Origin of the sequence: Bacillus sp. FSL R5-0397 (genome assembly GCF_038593395.1) — a bacterium.
Taxonomy (GTDB): domain Bacteria; phylum Bacillota; class Bacilli; order Bacillales; family Bacillaceae; genus Bacillus; species Bacillus altitudinis.
Window position 1 is genome coordinate 2410088 of record NZ_CP151992.1, and the last position, 17860, is coordinate 2427947.

Annotated in this window: 21 protein-coding genes, 1 riboswitch and 1 other annotated feature; of the genes, 3 read left to right on the plus strand and 18 right to left on the minus strand. The window is 42.5% G+C overall.

Features of this window, described 5'->3' with window-relative positions:
- Positions 1-9: 9 nt before the first annotated feature.
- Positions 10-119: riboswitch (TPP riboswitch) on the minus strand.
- A gap of 238 nt (positions 120-357) precedes the next feature.
- The gene (locus tag NSQ70_RS12370) at positions 358-990 is read left to right on the plus strand and encodes a LysE family transporter (RefSeq protein ID WP_024718389.1); all 633 of its coding nucleotides are present in this window, start codon (positions 358-360) and stop codon (positions 988-990) included.
- Between the two features lie 46 nt (positions 991-1036).
- On the opposite strand, the gene NSQ70_RS12375 is transcribed toward NSQ70_RS12370, so the two are convergent.
- From NSQ70_RS12375 to nadB, 5 genes are all read right to left on the minus strand, one after another.
- Complete coding sequence (locus NSQ70_RS12375; RefSeq protein ID WP_017367717.1) at positions 1037-1657, minus strand: YhcN/YlaJ family sporulation lipoprotein; 621 nt, start codon at positions 1655-1657, stop codon at positions 1037-1039.
- Positions 1658-1790: 133 nt separating this feature from the next.
- Positions 1791-2981: a SafA/ExsA family spore coat assembly protein gene (gene safA, locus NSQ70_RS12380; RefSeq protein ID WP_178897000.1), complete on the minus strand. Its 1191-nt coding sequence runs from the start codon at positions 2979-2981 to the stop codon at positions 1791-1793.
- 131 nt (positions 2982-3112) lie between these two features.
- Positions 3113-4222 carry a quinolinate synthase NadA gene (nadA, locus tag NSQ70_RS12385; RefSeq protein ID WP_047947110.1) on the minus strand — a complete coding sequence of 370 codons (1110 nt, stop codon included), beginning with the start codon at positions 4220-4222 and terminating at the stop codon, positions 3113-3115.
- Positions 4209-5072 (minus strand): carboxylating nicotinate-nucleotide diphosphorylase, encoded by an 864-nt coding sequence (gene nadC / locus NSQ70_RS12390; protein ID WP_039167041.1) that lies wholly within the window; start codon positions 5070-5072, stop codon positions 4209-4211. Before nadC ends, nadA begins: the two co-directional genes overlap by 14 nt.
- Positions 5054-6625 carry an L-aspartate oxidase gene (gene nadB / locus NSQ70_RS12395; protein WP_342502186.1) on the minus strand — a complete coding sequence of 524 codons (1572 nt, stop codon included), beginning with the start codon at positions 6623-6625 and terminating at the stop codon, positions 5054-5056. Before nadB ends, nadC begins: the two co-directional genes overlap by 19 nt.
- A 92-nt stretch (positions 6626-6717) precedes the next feature.
- On the opposite strand from nadB, the gene NSQ70_RS12400 reads away from it, so the two are divergent.
- Both NSQ70_RS12400 and NSQ70_RS12405 read left to right on the plus strand, forming a co-directional pair.
- Positions 6718-7866 carry an IscS subfamily cysteine desulfurase gene (locus NSQ70_RS12400; RefSeq protein WP_342502187.1) on the plus strand — a complete coding sequence of 383 codons (1149 nt, stop codon included), beginning with the start codon at positions 6718-6720 and terminating at the stop codon, positions 7864-7866.
- A gap of 3 nt (positions 7867-7869) precedes the next feature.
- Positions 7870-8409 (plus strand): transcription repressor NadR, encoded by a 540-nt coding sequence (locus NSQ70_RS12405; protein WP_024718395.1) that lies wholly within the window; start codon positions 7870-7872, stop codon positions 8407-8409.
- A gap of 24 nt (positions 8410-8433) precedes the next feature.
- On the opposite strand, the gene pheA is transcribed toward NSQ70_RS12405, so the two are convergent.
- The 13 genes from pheA to mreC all read right to left on the minus strand — a co-directional run bounded on the left by pheA (position 8434) and on the right by mreC (position 17841).
- Positions 8434-9312, minus strand: coding sequence for a prephenate dehydratase (gene pheA, locus NSQ70_RS12410; protein WP_274660645.1), 879 nt, complete (start codon positions 9310-9312; stop codon positions 8434-8436).
- An 18-nt stretch (positions 9313-9330) separates the two neighbouring features.
- Positions 9331-9774: an ACT domain-containing protein gene (locus NSQ70_RS12415; protein WP_008342790.1), complete on the minus strand. Its 444-nt coding sequence runs from the start codon at positions 9772-9774 to the stop codon at positions 9331-9333.
- A gap of 55 nt (positions 9775-9829) precedes the next feature.
- Positions 9830-11116: a GTPase ObgE gene (gene obgE, locus NSQ70_RS12420; RefSeq protein ID WP_007501521.1), complete on the minus strand. Its 1287-nt coding sequence runs from the start codon at positions 11114-11116 to the stop codon at positions 9830-9832.
- A gap of 21 nt (positions 11117-11137) precedes the next feature.
- Positions 11138-11731, minus strand: coding sequence for a sporulation initiation phosphotransferase B (locus NSQ70_RS12425; RefSeq protein WP_007501522.1), 594 nt, complete (start codon positions 11729-11731; stop codon positions 11138-11140).
- A gap of 277 nt (positions 11732-12008) precedes the next feature.
- The gene (gene rpmA / locus NSQ70_RS12430; protein WP_003216586.1) at positions 12009-12293 is read right to left on the minus strand and encodes a 50S ribosomal protein L27; all 285 of its coding nucleotides are present in this window, start codon (positions 12291-12293) and stop codon (positions 12009-12011) included.
- A 12-nt stretch (positions 12294-12305) separates the two neighbouring features.
- On the minus strand, positions 12306-12644 hold the full coding sequence (locus tag NSQ70_RS12435; protein ID WP_007501524.1) for a ribosomal-processing cysteine protease Prp: 339 nt from the start codon (positions 12642-12644) through the stop codon (positions 12306-12308).
- A 14-nt stretch (positions 12645-12658) separates the two neighbouring features.
- Positions 12659-12967 carry a 50S ribosomal protein L21 gene (gene rplU, locus NSQ70_RS12440; protein WP_003216781.1) on the minus strand — a complete coding sequence of 103 codons (309 nt, stop codon included), beginning with the start codon at positions 12965-12967 and terminating at the stop codon, positions 12659-12661.
- A 12-nt stretch (positions 12968-12979) separates the two neighbouring features.
- Positions 12980-13053 (minus strand) — a sequence feature (ribosomal protein L21 leader region).
- A 66-nt stretch (positions 13054-13119) separates the two neighbouring features.
- Entirely contained in the window at positions 13120-13989 is an 870-nt protein-coding gene (locus NSQ70_RS12445; RefSeq protein WP_041506793.1) for a M50 family metallopeptidase, read from the minus strand.
- Positions 13982-14773 (minus strand): M23 family metallopeptidase, encoded by a 792-nt coding sequence (locus tag NSQ70_RS12450; RefSeq protein ID WP_024718399.1) that lies wholly within the window; start codon positions 14771-14773, stop codon positions 13982-13984. Before NSQ70_RS12450 ends, NSQ70_RS12445 begins: the two co-directional genes overlap by 8 nt.
- A 109-nt stretch (positions 14774-14882) precedes the next feature.
- The gene (gene minD, locus NSQ70_RS12455; protein WP_017358134.1) at positions 14883-15686 is read right to left on the minus strand and encodes a septum site-determining protein MinD; all 804 of its coding nucleotides are present in this window, start codon (positions 15684-15686) and stop codon (positions 14883-14885) included.
- Positions 15687-15688: 2 nt separating this feature from the next.
- Positions 15689-16372 carry a septum site-determining protein MinC gene (gene minC, locus NSQ70_RS12460; protein WP_007501533.1) on the minus strand — a complete coding sequence of 228 codons (684 nt, stop codon included), beginning with the start codon at positions 16370-16372 and terminating at the stop codon, positions 15689-15691.
- A 54-nt stretch (positions 16373-16426) separates the two neighbouring features.
- The gene (gene mreD, locus NSQ70_RS12465) at positions 16427-16945 is read right to left on the minus strand and encodes a rod shape-determining protein MreD (RefSeq protein WP_008342803.1); all 519 of its coding nucleotides are present in this window, start codon (positions 16943-16945) and stop codon (positions 16427-16429) included.
- Positions 16942-17841, minus strand: coding sequence for a rod shape-determining protein MreC (gene mreC / locus NSQ70_RS12470; protein ID WP_007501536.1), 900 nt, complete (start codon positions 17839-17841; stop codon positions 16942-16944). Before mreC ends, mreD begins: the two co-directional genes overlap by 4 nt.
- Positions 17842-17860 lie beyond the last annotated feature (19 nt).

Here is a 17860-nt window from a genome sequence, read left to right on the forward strand (position 1 = left end):
ATATGGCACATGTATCATCTTCAACTTCCCCACGCTGGTACGAGCCAGATCAGGTCCAAAGGGTTAAGAAGCTTGTCTTCTCTCTCAGCCCGCATTTCCGGGCACCCCTAGTCACTTATATTGATTTCCACAACAGTGTAGCATAGCTGAGAAATGAAAAAAAGAAGTTTCAGGAAAATAGTTCCTTTCCCCTACAATGAATACATGATCTTCACGATATACATCTTTCTATACACGATCTATCTCTCTCATTTCGATTAAATCAGAAATAATCATTGATCCTTTTCTCCTATTATGTATAATTAATCTAAACGGAGAATTTTTATACAAACATGATTCAAAGGAAGTTCTAGTCGATTGCAAACATTTCTTACATTTATCGTCGTTGGATTCTCAATTGCTCTACCTGTTGGAGCGATCACGGTTGAAATGACAAAGCAGGGATTAAAAAACGGATTCTTTCATGGATTAACTGTAGGCGCTGGTGGTATGACCATTGATATATTGCTCATCTTGGCTTTATATGCTGGATTTGCTCAATTTTTATCTTTGCCCTTTATCCAAATTCCGCTCTGGCTGATCGGTGCCATCTTTTTAATGATTCTTGCCTACGATTCAATTAAAAATGCGGATCAAGACATCCATTTAGCAGGAGAAAAAGTGAATAAATCATTCGCTAAAACATACCGAAATGGGCTGCTCGTCGCGGTATCCCCTGGAAACCTTGTGTTCTGGGTATCTGTGTTTGGTGCTGTACTGGCAGATGCTTATAAAAATACAAATTCATCTGAATTTATATTGGCTGCTGCGGGTATTTTGGCAGGGATTCTTCTTCATGACATCGGTCTTCTCACGATTGTTTCCCTAACAAGAAAAGTGATGAACCGAACCATGATTAAGTGGACATCCATTATTGCCGGTATTTTATTACTTGGATTTGGCTGTTATTTCTTTTATGAATTTTATATCGGGATCAAAGTTTATTTTTAAAGAAAGGCTAAAGTTCGTCATGAACTTTAGCCTTTTTTATTCCAGCTTATCGGGTCATGCCTGTCTGACCTGTTTCAAATTGCGTTTTTCTCATATCTCTGAAGCGTGTAAATGCGCCTTCGTCTTTAATGACTTGGACAGCTCTACCATCTGCATAACGAGTCGCTGCTTCTTCTACTTGTGATACACCCTCTGATGTCAAGCGCCCATCTGTTTTAAGAGCAATATACACATTTTCATCCGTCACCATAACTTGTGAGTCTGTAACATGGTTCATTTTGTTCACTCGGTTGGCGATTTTTCTTGAACGCTGGATATTCTCTTGTTTATCGTAGCCAGAGAACGACATTTGGTTATGATAGTTCATATCTCCATGACTGTAGCGTCCATCTCCACCAGTAAGCGGCATTCTCACTTGATCCTGTGTAGGGCGTGAACGATAATCAACATTCGTTGTATTTCTTCCGTTCATTCCCTCCATAAGCTCAGAAACCGGTCCTTGATGATCTTGATTGTTGTCTGTTGCCTGTTGATTGGAGTGGTATCCAACTGGCTGACCTGATTGATTATGACGTGTATCTACACCCGCATTGTTATTTGTACCACATGCCGTTAATCCAATAGGTAGAAGCACTAAGGCGATTGTTTTTTGCCATTTTTGTCTCAAACGAAAAACCCCCTGTACAAATTGAATCTCATGAGCGCAAAACAGGCTCTGTTTTAGCATGTACAGTTGAGGACAAAAACAAGCTGTCAGTTATAAACAAAAAAAGGAACGATTGAGATCGTCCCTTGTGTCATTAATCTTCTTCGTCTTCTTCTGGTCTTGCAAAGACAGATGGGTTTTGATAAGGCTGCTGCATATAAGGCTGTGCTGGATAAGCACCCATTTGACCATATGGAACAGGGTTTGGATAATGCCCAGGCCATGGTTGATGATGCTTCATCCCATCATCGCATCCGCAGTCTTCCTTGCCATATGCTTCATTTGGAGCGTTTGGATAAAAGCCTTGATTGGCATTGGCATTGGCATTTGCATTTGGATGCATATGGTGGTGCCAGTGATGCCCATCGTTTGCATGATGCTCATGATGTTCACCGTAATAAGCCGGTGCTTGATACGCAGGATAATACGGCTGAGCCGCCGGGTAAGGGTACGGCATCATGTGATGGTGATAATACGGCTGTACCGGATAACAAAGGCCTGATCCCGGTAAAATAGGAGAAGCGGGTACCATTTGCTGCGGATATGGATACATTGCTGGCATGTAATGACCATAACCATAATAAGGATCATATGACTCTTGATGATGGTGGTGATGCTCTTTATTTTCAGCCATACCCCCTACTGCTGCCCCTCCAACATTCGGCATTTGCGGGAAATTAGGAAGGTTTGGGTAATTACTATGTTCCATATCTTTTCCCTCCTCTTTTTGATGTGGGATATGAATGAATGGATCATATCCCTTTGCCACTTCATCTTTGAAATGATCCTTATTTTCATGATGAAAATGGTCCTTGTGATCTTTATGATCCTTTTTCTCATGAACATGATCTTTCTTTTCATGAACGTGATCTTTTTTCTCATGATGTTCTTTTTTGGGAGGAGGCGTGAATGGCTGGTAGAGATTCGTCTGATAATAGTTTACATCAACTTGTGGAAAAACTGGCTGTTCAATCTTTGGTACTGGTGGCACATAAGGTACCGGTTCATTCGGCTTTTCCTTCGGCTTCGTATCTTGAACTTGCACGACATCCTTTGGCTTTTCTTTTACATACGGGTGTTCTTTTGCTTTTGGCATTTCTTTTGCTTTGTGATGATCGGTTTTCACAGGAACACCACTAGATGGAATTTTGATTTTCATTCCTGGCATGATCAAATCTGGATTACTGAGCTGTGAATTTAATTTTTTCAATTCTTGAAAGTCGACTCCGTACTTCTTTGAAATTTTCCAAAGGGAGTCTCCTTTTTGCACAATATGAATTTTCAACGTTTTCCCCTCCTATGCAAAACGTGAACGTAGCGGTTATGTCAGAAGTACAATATGTTTCAACATAAATTTATGCCTATTTACAAGCCGATATGATAAAAACTTGTTTTCTGATAGGAGGGGACACTTCATTATTTAATGGTGAGCATCTTATTTAAAGCGAGCAATGCCTCTTTTGTCGTCTCTTCATTCACTTGAATCAAACCGACCGGCTCCCCTTTTTCAATGCTTTCAAGTGACCATAGTAGATGAGGCAGATCAATACGGTTCATTGTCAAACATGGACACATATCTGGATTAAGGGATTCGATTTGTTTGTCAGGGTGCTGGTCAATGATGCGTTTCACTAAATTCATTTCTGTTCCAATGGCCCACTTGCTTCCTGCTGGTGCCTGCTTGATCGTATCAATAATAAATTTCGTTGAACCAGCTAGATCAGATGCCTTTACGACTTCATGCGTACACTCTGGATGAACAAGAATCTGTATGTCACGGTCTCGTTTTCTCGTTTGTTCAATATTCTCAATGGTAAATTTCTCATGAACAGAGCAATGACCTTTCCATAAAATCATTTTGATTCGATGAAGCGGTTGGTCGGTGATGAGCTTTTCTTCTATTTGATCCCAGACAGCCATTTCCTCTAGCGGAATCCCTAAATCATAGGCCGTGTTACGCCCTAAATGCTGATCAGGAAGAAAAAGAATCCGCTCTTTTTGGGTCAGCGCCCACTCCAATACTTTTTTAGCGTTTGAAGATGTGACAGTCGATCCGCCATGTTTGCCGACAAATGCTTTAATATCAGCCGTTGAGTTTACATAAGTCAGCGGAAGGATCGTATCTCCAAACAGCTCAGTGAGCTTATCCCACGCCCTGTCTGTTTGTTTCATATTCGCCATATCTGCCATTGAACAGCCAGCTCTCATATCTGGCAAAAAGACGTGCTGATTCTTTTTTGATAGCATATCGGCCGTTTCTGCCATAAAATGAACCCCGCAAAATACAATGTATTCTGCTTCGTGATTGTCAGCAGCAATTTGTGCAAGCTGCAATGAATCACCTGTCACATCAGCAAATTGGATGACTTCATCTTTTTGATAATGATGACCCGGTATAAAAAGCTTTGATCCAAAGGCGCGTTTAATCTCTAATACTCTCTCTTTCATTTCATCATAAGAGCGCTGTTTATATTCATCTGGCATCATGGCTGTATGCTGCGCTGCTAACACATCAAGCATGGACATGAGTCGTTCCCCCTTTATGGCTGAATTCCATATTCATACTAAAATCGAATGATGGAGCAGAATGTGTGAGGAATCCAAGTGAAATAAGGTCTACACCTGTCCCCCGGTAGTTAGCCACATTCTCCAACGTGATACCGCCTGATGCCTCTGTCAATATGGTTTCAGGGGTCATTTGTTTAAAGCGCTTCACTTCGTCTGGAGAGCAGTTGTCAAACATGATGACATCTGCTTTGGCATCAATGGCTTCCATCAGCTGTGCTTCTGATTCAATTTCCACTTCAATTTTCACCATATGACCGGCGTATGCTCTTGCTTTCTCCACAGCTTCCCTGATAGAACCACAAGCCGCAATATGATTATCTTTAATCATCACCCCATCGGATAAGCCGAAACGATGATTCTTTCCGCCTCCGACTTTTACTGCGTACTTCTCCAGCATGCGCAAACCGGGTGTCGTCTTTCTCGTATCACAAATCGTAATAGATGGATCAGCTAATCGCTCTACTACTTCATGCGTTAGTGTAGCAATCCCTGTCATTCTTTGCAGGATATTCAACACCACCCGCTCCCCTTTCAGCAAGTCGTTGACGGGGCCTGTTATTTGTGCCAGTACAGCCCCTTCATGAATCCAATCACCTTCTTGGAAAAACAGCTCAGTTTGAACTTGTTCATTCAGCAGTTTGTATCCCATATCAATGACTTGCGTCCCGGCCAATACGCCTGATTGTTTCGCCATGATGTAAGCTGTTCCTTTCTTGTCTCCAAAGATGGCATCAGCGGATACATCTCCAAACCCAATATCTTCTTTTAAAAAATGAGTGAGCATTTGCTTTAACTGTAAACGTTCCATTTGGCACCAATCCTTTCATTTTTTACGATATAAATATGGCCCTGTTCATGTACAATCTGTTTTGCTCGCCACGAAGCATCATGCCGATTAGGATAATCTGTGCGATAATGACCGCCCCTGCTTTCTGTTCGGAGTAATGCAGATTTGACAAGGCATATGGCTAAAGCCCATTGATTAGTTATTTCGATCTGTTCATTTGTGATATTCTTCACATTGATTTGCTGAAAAGAGACTTGTTCTAAATGATCGAGCAAAGTCTGTAAGCCTTTCTCATCTCTCACAATTGCGGCATATGCCGTCATCCATTTTCTGAGCTGAGCCAGTGACACCGTTGGGACAGACCATACTTCTTGAATGGAAAGAGCAAGGTTTTTATCTTGCCAGGTTTGCAACCGCTCAATATACCGTGCTGCGTTGTTTCCTAAAACGAGACCTTCTAAGAGCGAATTACTTGCCAGTCGATTGGCGCCGTGTAAACCTGTACAAGCTGCTTCACCAATGGCGAAAAGTGATGGAACTGTTGTTTCTCCATGTTCATTCACCTTAATTCCACCCATTAAAAAGTGCATACCGGGTGAAACTGGCAGCCTTCCGCTTGCCATATCAACTCCCGCACGCTGACACATCGAAGCAATCGCAGGAAAACGTGCAGAAAAATGCGGAATATCACGGATGTTCAGATAAATGGAATGACCGAGTTGCTGCTCATGGAAAATGGTCCTTGCCACCACATCTCTAGGCGCTAAATCGCTCTGCGGGTGGATTCCTTTCATGATCCGCCTGCCTGATTCATCTTCTAAATAGGCGCCCTCTCCCCTGACTGCCTCTGATACGAGCCCGATCGCTTTACCTGAAGTGGTCAAAAGGGTCGGATGGAATTGCACAAATTCGAGATCTACTAGCTGCGCCCCTGCGCGATAGGCCATCATCAGACCATCTCCTGTCACAGACGGATCATTTGTGTTTGTCTCATATAAGGATCCACAGCCGCCAGTGGATAATACAACTGCATCTGCGGTCATTGTATGTACATGACCTTTTTCGTCTTTCCACACAACACCGGTACATACCCCATCATGAACTAACAGATCCATGACATGATGATTTTCGTATACATGAATGTGTGAGCCGAGCTTCCCTTTCAAAAACTGCACGAGGGTTTTTCCCGTTTGATCTCCCCCTGCATGCAGAATACGATGGGTCGTATGGGCTCCCTCTTTACCTAACTGCGGGATTCCCGTTTCATCTCGATCAAATGGGCAGCCCTCTTCTACGAGCTTCTTTACAAGATCTTTTCCATGACGGACGATCTCCTGTACAGTTTTGTCATCATTGTGACCACACCCCGCAGCTAAAGTGTCTTGCACATGCTGATCGACAGAATCATGTGCGGAAAAGGCTGCAGCGATTCCCCCTTGTGCAAGCATGGAATTACTAGAGGAAAATTGTTTTTTTGTCATCATGATGACTTGGCAGTTCTCTGAGATCGTATTCACAAAGGAAAGAGCCGCAATGCCCGACCCCACCACAATGACTTTTTTGATAGATGACACAATTGCCCCTCCTGTCATTTACACCTGTCTTGACACATATCATTACACAACACTACAATAAATACAAGAAAAAATTTTCACACAGGAGATGGATGGATTTGATTTATTTAGATTATGCAGCTTCTACACCTGTTTCTGAGGAATCACTGCATGTATTTCAGCAGTTGAGCAAAGAATGTTACGGAAATGCGAGCAGCCTGCATGATGCAGGAGGAAGAGCAAATGAAATCTTGTCTTACAGCAGACAATCACTTGCAGCGATTCTAGAGGGCGAACCTGATGGCATTTACTTTACAAGTGGCGGAACTGAATCCAATATCCTTGCGATTCAATCGATCATAAATGGGCTGCCTCCACATAAACAGCATGTCATTACCACATCAGTAGAGCACCCTTCCGTTCATCATGCGGTCAATGCCTTGGAGCGTCTCGGTGTGAAGGTGACGGTCATAGAACCGAATCAAGAAGGAATTATCACAAAAGAGATTCTCAAACAGGCTCTATTTCCTGAAACCGGACTAGTATCCATCCAGCATGCCAACTCAGAAACTGGGATTATTCAACCATTAGCTGAATTAGCAACGCTCTTAAAAGAAAGAGATATTCTTTTTCATACAGATGCAGTGCAGACATTCGGAAAAATGCATGTGTCGATTAAAGAACTTGGGGTTGATGCCCTCTCCATTTCGAGTCATAAAGTGTATGCACCTAAGGGCGCCGGTGCTGTCTATATGGGAGCACATGTCCCTTGGAAGCCTATATATCAACATACTGTACAGGAAAATGGTCTACGCCCAGGGACAGTGAACGTACCTTGCATTGGTGCTTTTGTGGCCGCGAGCGAGCAAATCATGCTGAAAATAGAGCATCAGCAGCAGCTGGATATTCAGCTTCGTGATTATTTTCTTCAGCAGCTAAAAAAAAGGCAGCTGCCTGTCCGCATGCTGCAAGAAAATGACCAGCGCCGCACGCTGCCTCATATTATTGGTTGTTTTTTTGAAGGGTTTGAAGGACAATATGTAATGTTAGCTTGTAACCGGCAGGGAATTTGTATATCTACTGGAAGTGCATGCGCTTCTGGTTATCATCACCCTTCCCCTGCTGTAAAGGCATTACATGTATCAGATCGTGATGCCTTTCAATTCATTCGACTATCATTTGGACGAGGATCATCAAAGGATGACATCGATCAGCTTTTGCATACATTTGAGCGCTTGCAAAAGGAGAAGAAAGGAGCATAAAACGTGGAACAAGAGAGAAAACTCATTGGCGAAGAAAGAAGAAACGCCATTTTAAAGTGGCTGAAAGAGACAGATACACCACTCACTGGAAGTTTTTTAGCCAAAAAAGCCGCTGTCTCACGACAAGTCATTGTACAAGATATTTCATTACTCAAAGCAAAAAACGAACCCATTATTGCCACAAGCCAAGGCTATGTGTATATGGCGCAGCATACACCGGAAACTGAAATTGAACAAATTATCGCTTGCAAGCACGATCCTCATCGTACAGAAGAGGAGCTCACACTGATTGTAGACTACGGTGTAACGGTGAAAGACGTGATGATTGAGCACCCTGTCTACGGGGAGCTAACGGCCTCTATTCGAGTGAGTACGCGCAAACAAGTGGCTGACTTCGTTCATCATATTTCTAATACAGGCGCCTCCTACTTATCAGAGCTGACAGACGGCGTACACTTACATACCCTTACTTCCTACAGCCAAAAGCAGCTTGACCAAGCCATTCAAGCGCTTGATGACGCTGGATTTCTCATTAAAGACTAAAAAAATAGTGTCCCCTGCAGGACACTATTTTCCATTCGTTAATTCATATGTTTGATAGCTGCCGAGTAGTTTCACTTCACAGCCAATCGCTTCTAATTCTTGAATGGCGCCAGGGACAAGTACATCATCCATCTCTTTTTCGATATCAATGATAAATAAATAGTGTCCAAGACCTGTTTTTGTCGGACGCGATTCAATTTTGGACAAATTGAGATTCCGCCATGAAAAAGCTGATAACACGCGGTGCAATGCACCTGACTGATCATCCTTTGGCAGGCTGACAACAATGGTCGTTTTTGGCTTTGAAGAAAAACCAGAATTCATTGGGAACGATGCCTTCGCCTCTTTATGTAAAATAACAAAACGTGTATGATTGTGCGGATAATCATGAATGTCTTTTTTCGCAATCGTCAATCCGTACGTTTTTGCGGCGATTTCATTCGCAATCGCACCAACAGCTTCATCTGGATGCTCACTGATGTATTTTGCTGCATAGCCTGTTGATTCCACTGGCCGATGCGGAATATCAGGGAACTGCCTCTTCAAAAATTGATGACACTGCGCAATGGCGTGCGGATGTGACTGAATCACATCTAATGTCTCCCAGCTCTCCGCTCTCGATGGATGGACAAGCAGGTGCTGACGAATCGGTGCTGTCATTTCGCCCACAATGGACAAAGCGTCCTCATGAATTAAATAATCAATCGTTAAGTTCACAGATCCTTCGAGTGCATTTTCAAGTGGAACGACCGCCAAATCTACTTCTCCCTTTGACACGGCATCCATACATTGCGGAATGGTTGCATAAGCCCGTTGCTCTGCTTCTTTTGGAAAACAAGAACAGACAGCCAAATGAGTAAATGTGGCCTCTGGTCCAAAGTAACCTACCGTTAATTGCTTCATCTGCTATGATCTCTCCTTTTACGCCCCAGAACCTAGAATTTCAACTTTTTCGACAAATTCAAGTTTTCTTAATTGATTCATGACTGTATTGATATCATCTGCCATGCCGGCCGTACTGATCGACAGGGTAACATTCGCTCTTCCTTGCAGTGGAATCGTTTGGTGAATGGATAACACATTACAGCCAGAGTCAGCCACAATTTGCAGCAGCCTAGACAGAGCCCCAGACCGATCCTCCAGGTGGAAAAACAATGTGATGATCTGCTCTTTGACCATCGTATAAAATGGAAAAACAGCATCTCGATATTTATAAAAAGCACTGCGGCTTAAATCCGCTTTTTGAACAGCATCGGCAACTGAATCCGCTTTTTTGCGATCGAGAAGCTTTTTGACTTCAAGCGTTTTTCGCATCGCATCCGGAAGTACATCCTCTCTTACTAAATAGAACGTTTCTTCTTTCACCTGTTTTCTCCCCTTTTAAAAACGGGAGAGCCCATGAACTGGACCCTCCTTTTGATCAATCGATAAATTCAAATTCAAATTCAAGCAGACGAATGATGTCTCCATCTTTAGCACCACGTTCACGCAGGGCATCATCAACGCCCATTCCGCGCAGCTGTCTAGAGAATCGTTTCACTGACTCATCTCTTGAGAAATCTGTCATCTTAAACAGTCGCTCAAGTGCTTTACCAGTTAAGACAAACGTACCATCAGGATCTCTTGAGATCTCAAATGCTGCTTCTCCTTCATCAAACTTGTACATCACACGGTTATCAGAGAGCTCTTCTTCATTGTAGAGCGGGAATTCCGGTGTTGTTTCAAGCTGATTGGCGATTTCAAATAAGAGCTCACGAAGCCCTTCTCTTGTGATCGCACTAATTGGGAACACTTTATAGTCATCTGTTAATTTTTCTTTAAATGCCGCTAGATTGTCAGCTGCATCCGGCATGTCCATTTTGTTCGCTACAATGATTTGCGGACGCTCTGTCAATCTCATATTGTATTGCTCAAGCTCTTCATTGATCGTCACGTAATCTTCGTATGGGTCACGCCCTTCAAGTCCAGACATATCAATGACATGGACAATGACACGTGTACGTTCAATGTGGCGTAAAAATTGATGACCTAAGCCAACACCTTCGTGCGCTCCTTCGATCAGTCCTGGCAGATCCGCCATGACAAAGCTTCGGTTATCGTCTGTTTCAACAACTCCAAGGTTTGGCACAAGCGTTGTAAAATGATAATCCGCAATTTTTGGTTTCGCAGAAGAGACAATCGAAAGCAGTGTTGACTTCCCGACACTTGGGAAACCAACAAGTCCAACATCTGCAAGTACTTTTAATTCTAAGATGACGTCACGTTCTTTACCTGGCTCACCGTTTTCAGAAAGCTGTGGTGCAGGGTTTGCTGGTGTTGCGAAGCGTGAATTTCCACGTCCACCACGTCCACCTTTGGCAATCACAGCCCGCTGTCCATGCTCTGTCAAGTCAGCTAGTACTTGTTCCGTCTCAGCATCTGTCACAACTGTACCCGGCGGAACTTTAACAATCATTTCTTCCGCATTTCGGCCATGCTGGTTTTTACTCATACCATGCTCACCGCGGTCCGCCTTGAAATGACGCTTATAACGAAAGTCCATTAACGTTCTAAGCCCTTCGTCTACTTCAAATACTACATCTGCACCATTTCCGCCGTCGCCGCCTGCTGGCCCGCCTTTTGGCACATATTTTTCACGACGGAACGCCACCATACCGTTTCCGCCGTCACCGCCTTTAACATACACTTTAACCTGATCTACAAACATAACTTCCTCCGTTTCTCTGCATCACATATCTCGTTCTTGCCTCAAACAAAGCTCAATCATGGACTCGTGATTCGTCACATGAAATTGCGTTATACTCATACATGGATAGTTTGCGTCATGAAACGCATTTAACGCATCCAAACTTGTTAATTTTCCTTTGAAATCAAAATATAAGATCACATCATTCTCTTCATGATCCGTTTGGAAAGTGACCGTTAAATGATTTTCAGTTTTTTGGCAAACTGATTGATCGAATATTGAAAACAACTCCCGTGATACCGTTAGCAGCTGCGATTCATATGCTGATAAGTCTCGGGTTTCACCAAGCACTTCATATTCTAGGGTGATAAAATGCGACTCCCAATTAAAGGTTAGAAAGTAATAGGCCAATTGGGGAATTTTTAAATTTGAGAGTTTGGATTCATGCTGTGCTTCAATGACCATTTCTTCTATTATTTCGAACACTCGGTCATATTTTTCTAATGTCAAGTTGCCTTTGATTAACTGCAATTTATTCATCCAGTCGTGTCTTGAACGACTAAGTAGATGGATCAATTCATTCGTTAATGCAACGTGAGTTAATTTTTCGTTTTGTTTACTTGGTATCTCTTCCATTATCGCACTCCCAATCGTTTGGTCTCTCTTTTAGGAGTCTTATCATCAATATGTCTCCCTGAATTATAACAGAGAAGACAGCATAGAAAAACACTAGTTATGTGAGGAAAGGTTGTTTTTTCTGATCGTATAGGAGAAAATGAGGCAAAGTCAGCAAACATTCTTTGATATTTATGGAGTGCATCTTCTTTTATCATCTTCGGTACTACTTGTAAAAAGCGCAAAAGCTCCCTGAATAGTGAAAAAAACTCCAGTCAATGACCGGAGTTTTTAGCAATTATTGTGCCGCAGGATATACGCTCACTTTTTTACGGTCACGACCGAAACGTTCGAATTTAACTGTTCCGTCGATTTTAGCGAAAAGAGTGTCGTCGCCTCCGCGTCCAACGTTTTCACCTGGATAGATTTTCGTTCCACGTTGACGATAAAGGATAGAACCACCAGTTACGAATTGACCATCAGCACGTTTAGCGCCTAAACGTTTAGACTCAGAGTCACGTCCGTTCTTTGTAGAACCTACCCCTTTTTTAGATGCGAAAAATTGAAGATCTAATCTAAGCATGAAGTTCACCTCCTATTTTTTTGTAGATATTCTCACATAATCGTGATAATCTCGTTCAATTGTTTCTAAGGAAACGACCATGCCTTCTAAAAGCAACTGGGCTTTTTCAAAGGTGACTGGATCTGTATCAGCTGGCAGTTCAAAAGAGAAATACCCGCCTTCATCTCCAATATCAAGCAGTGGGTCCATTCCTGTCAGTGCAATAATTGAATTGACTGACCCGAAAACAACAGCAGATACACCTGCACAAACGAGATCCTGACCTTTTTCAGCAAACTCGGCATGTCCAGTCATCTGAAAAGACGTAATGCTTTCATCTGCTGGCGACCGAGTAATGGTTGCTTTGATCATATCACTCACACGCCTTAAGCGTTGATTTTTTCGATAACAACTTTAGTGTAAGGTTGACGATGACCTTGTTTTTTGTGGTTGTTTTTCTTCGGTTTGTACTTGAACACAGTAATTTTCTTACCGCGACCTTGTTTTTCAACTTTAGCCGTTACTGTTGCTCCAGCAACTGAAGGGTTACCCACTTTGACAGTGTCTCCGCCGACAAACAATACGTTTTCGAAAGTAACTGTTTCACCTGCTTCAGCAGCTAGTTTTTCAACATAAACAGTTTGACCTTCTTCAACTTTTACTTGTTTACCACCAGTTTCGATAATTGCGTACATCTCTGCACCTCCTAATAAACTCAGACTCGCCGAATACAGGGGGCCAATAGGCACTTTACACCTGCTCCGCGCGGTTGTAGCACGGGTGCTACATATCCATAACATTAAAAAATATATCAAATTAGACGCTGAATGTCAATGTATTTTCACCATTAGTACGGCAAAAGAAGATCTTCCATGGAAGAGGTGGTTCTTCGATCTGAAAAATAAGCATGGAGCAATTCATTTTCATCGAGCTGGCTCATTTTCACACCATTCCGTTCGATAATAATGGGATGCTTACAGCCCCTTTGGAATCGCGCCATCACTTCATATATTTTCTCCTCAGCACCGGCTCTCAGCGGAATGAGTTTCTCTACCTTTTGCTCTTTTTTACCGTAATAACGTTCTAGTAAAAAACGTACCCTGATATAATGCCGCTGCCGGTGCTCCATCACAAGCGAGTAGGCTAAAAAAGTGAGCAGAATCCAGCCGTTGAATTGCAGCGGAGCAAAACAGAGTAACCCTGCTGTCAAAAGACCGAAGAAAATGAGAGAGCCTTTTATTGCAAGGGCATGTGCCTGTTGGAAAGGGTAAAAAACAGATAAGAGCAAAAAGAATAATTTCCCGCCATCAAGTGGCCAAATGGGCAAAAGGTTCACTAAAAAAATCGCTACATTATAAAAAGTAAACATCGTAAAGACGTCATATGAGATAAGTGAGGCTTCCATGAGAAGCCAGGCGACGAGCTGGAGCGGGACATGCTGAAGCGGTCCGCATAAAATGACCGCCAGCTCTTCTTTTAGCGGACGGTTCCCATGCTCTTCTACTTCTACCGCCCCGCCAAATGGCAGTAAAAAAATCCGCCGAATCCGCCAGTGATAATAACAAGCAGCCGCTGCATGTCCAAGCTCATGGACACAGACGATGATGAGCAGACAAAGCAGCGGCTTAATTTGACCTGATAGCATGGCAAATGCCATGACTATCCAAAGGAGCGGGTGAACATGGACCTTTGTCAGCATGAGCAGCCATCTATTCAAAGGTCATCACCTGAATGGGATCAATAAACTGTTCATTTTGCTTAATGGCGAAGTAATATGTCCCCTTGCCTTGTTTATCAAGCGCAATTTGACCAATTTTTTCCCCTTTATCGACAAAATCGTATAAAGCCACATCAGCTTCTTTTAGTTGCCCGTACCAGCTGTAGCTGTTATCTGCATGCTGCACCACGACTGTGAGCCCCGTATCACTTTTCTTTTTCACTTCTACGACATAGCCTTCTTTCATACTATCGATGGCTTCAGCAGATGTTTCAACTTTCACTCCGGCACCATTTTGCGTAAAGGATTCCTGCACTTTTCCAGAGGCAGGGACAGCCAGCTCTTGATTGGCTTGTACGTCCTTTTGTCCTTCTTTTTTATCGGTTAAAAAGGCAAGTGGGTTTCCGACAGTCTTCTCAAACCACCGGTTGGCGGCGGCAAATTGAAAATCTTGTTCAAAGGTTTGACTGATCATCGGCTTCAGCTGCTGAAAAGGCCCCGCCTGTCCTTTAAATGAAATAGCGGCAATCAGTACTAGAGAGGCAGAAAGTAAACATTTAAGCACAAATGTATTTGAATGAAATAACGGATGGCGAAATTTTTTCGGCTGATGAGAAGTTGACTCGTAGGAAGCCGAGCCAGAATGCTTTTCTTCTTCTGTTAACATGACCCATGGTGGAATATCATCTTTCTTCTTGAAAGCTGCCTTCTTAGGGGCAGCAGCTGGCTGCTTCATTTTGCGGCGCTGCGCTATTTTCTTTCGATACTCGTCCACTCTTTTCATAAGATCACCCTTTACATACAAACAGTTTGTACATTTTATGTGGCGACCTCCTATGATATGCAACAAAAAGACCGATTCTCATCGAATCGGTCTCATCTCACGTGAATCATTATGCTCTTACACCGAAAAATGCTTTCAGCTTTGCAAACATCCCTTTGTTTTCTTCTTCAAAGGATTGAAGAGGAACAGATTCACCTAGTACGCGGCGAGCAATATTGCGATACGCAATGGAAACTTTATTTTTAGCATCCATGACAATCGGTTCACCATTGTTTGAAGCCTTAATGACATCATCATCATCGGCTACAATGCCGAGAAGATCAATTGATAAATGATGGACAACTTCATCCACATCCATCGAATCGCCATTTTTCGCCATGTGTGTACGAATGCGGTTCACAATCAAACGAGGCGGTTCAATATCCTCTTGTTCCAGCAAGCCGATAATTCGGTCTGCATCTCTCACAGCTGAGATTTCAGGTGTCGTGACCACAATCGCTTTGTCAGCACCTGATACAGCATTTTTAAAGCCTTGCTCAATTCCAGCAGGGCAATCAATGACAACATAATCAAAGTCTTGTTTCAATGATTGAATTAATTCTTTAATCTGCTCCGGCTCTACCGCCGTTTTATCGCTTGTTTGAGCAGCAGGTAAAAGATACAACAGATCCTCGAACCGCTTATCCTTCACAAGCGCTTGGTGAATCTTGCATCTTCCTTCTACTACATCGACTAGATCATAAATAATGCGGTTTTCAAGCCCCATCACGACATCTAAATTCCGAAGGCCGATGTCGGTATCAACTAGACACACTTTTTTTCCTTGAATTGCTAGTGCTGTGCCTAAGTTTGCAGATGTTGTTGTTTTGCCAACGCCGCCTTTTCCTGAGGTAATCACAATAGCCTCGCCCAATTTCACATTCCTCCCTCAAGCCTTGTCAGATTAGGTCTTATATGAGCCAATTGCTGCAGGCGTTCAATGATCATATTGCCATCTATATCTAAATAAGCACATTCCATTTCATTTCCATCTTCTTTTTGATCCGGTGCACGGTTAAACACCTGTGCGATACGAAGCTGGGTTGGAATCATATGAGATGCCGCAATCACAGCTTGTTTGTTTCCATTACATCCAGCATGCGCTACACCTTTTAATGCACCGAGCACAAAAATATTCCCCCCTGCACGAATGGTTCCGCCAGGGTTGACATCTCCTATTAATAAAAGATCCCCTTCGACATAAAGCACCTGTCCAGAGCGTACAATTTTTGCTACAGAAGTAATCTCAGCCTCTGCTTTTAAACGTCTCGCCTCTTCAGTTGACATGACGTCACTTTCAATAGAGTGAATGACGAGATGTTCATTTTCAGACACCGCTTCAGTTAAACGCGCCTCTTGATCCTCTGTTAAATATCGAAAACCAAGTTTAATATGCACATTGACTTTATGTCCTTCTCTTCCATCTGTATATTGCTCAAGTAAAAGAACCTCTCGCAAGCCAGAAAGAAGGTCTTCAAACGAACAGTCATCATTTAACTGTAATGTTAATCCGTTTTTTGTACCTTTTATTGTCACATACTGCTGTTTTTGAGTTTTCAAGATGCTCACCTCAACAACATACTCATTTCGCCGTAATTGGACAAACTCCTGCTTTTATTCGTCGATCAGTCCTTGTTTCACATTGATGAAAAAGAGCCTAAGCGGCACAACAAGTATGAGAGACGCAGCAGTATTTAAAAGAATCGTTGGAATAAAGCGTTCGATGACATACGTATTAAAAGGCATAATACCTGGTTGAATCGTCGCTTGAACGCCGTACACATAAAACTCCATCACTGCAACAGCAATCATCGATAGAAAGACAACGACTAACATATTCGTTTGGAGAACTTTGAAGGCTTTTGCTAACAAATAGCAGAGCGCACCAAAGCCAAACATATGAACACCAAGAATACCTGTATACGAAATATCATATAAAAGTCCAAAGATAAATCCATAAATCACACCATATTTTTGATTCACAAAAGCTGTCATAAATACAAGTGCGAGTAAGATGAAATGAGGTGCTAAAATTTGATTATCTGAAACAAATGGGAGCTTCACTAAATCGACAAAAATACTGTCAAATACGAAAATAAACAACATGACGAAAGCAAGAAGGACACGTTTCACGAGCCTTCCTCCTTCGTTAATTGAGATGCATCTGCCGTACTTGTGCTGCGATTCACAACAATCACGCGGTCTAAATTATTGAGTTCAGCAGCTGGTTCTACATAAATAATTTTTGTCAGTCCATAATGGTCCGGCTCAATTTCGCTTACCTTTCCAATCGTCAAGCCCTGCGGGAATACGCCCCCTGCTCCAGATGTTTCAACAAGATCTCCTTTTTTGACATCCCCATCAGCATCGGATTTTAAAATGTTCATTGTCAGCATTTTTTTCTTGCTGTCATAACCGTTAATAATTCCATTGAGTTCTTCTTTGCCCTTTTTCGCAAAAATTTTCGTTGAAATTCTATTATTTTGATCTGTAGAGCTTAGCAACCTTACAGTCGACGTAAAATTGTTGAGCTTATCACTTTCAATTTTCCCAATTAACGCACCACTCTCATTGGTGACCGCCATATCTTTTTCAACGCCTTGTTTTTTCCCTTTATCAATCATGACAAAACTATCCCAAAGGGACGGGTTTCTCGCAATGACTGTTGAAAGAATGGGCGTGTAGTCACGAATAGAGTTCACATATCCGAGCTGCTTGCGAAGCTTTTTGTTCTCATCTTCTAGTTCTTGAAGTTTCGCCTCATATTGGGTTTGTCCATCAAGTTTTTTTCGAAGACGCTCGTTTTCATCATATGTGTTCTTTAAATCTTGTACGTTCCCATAAATACCGGCAATAAATTGTGATGGTTTATGAAAGACACCTTGAAAAAAGCCTGTCGTATCCCCCACTAATTTTTCCGGCCATGAAGCACCTCTGCCGCTTTTCACTGAAAAACCAATCATGGCCACCAGTACGATGACACAGACAAGGAGCAACATTAATCTTTTATTCATAAAAAACTGCGGCATGTCTTACACCTCTTTATTT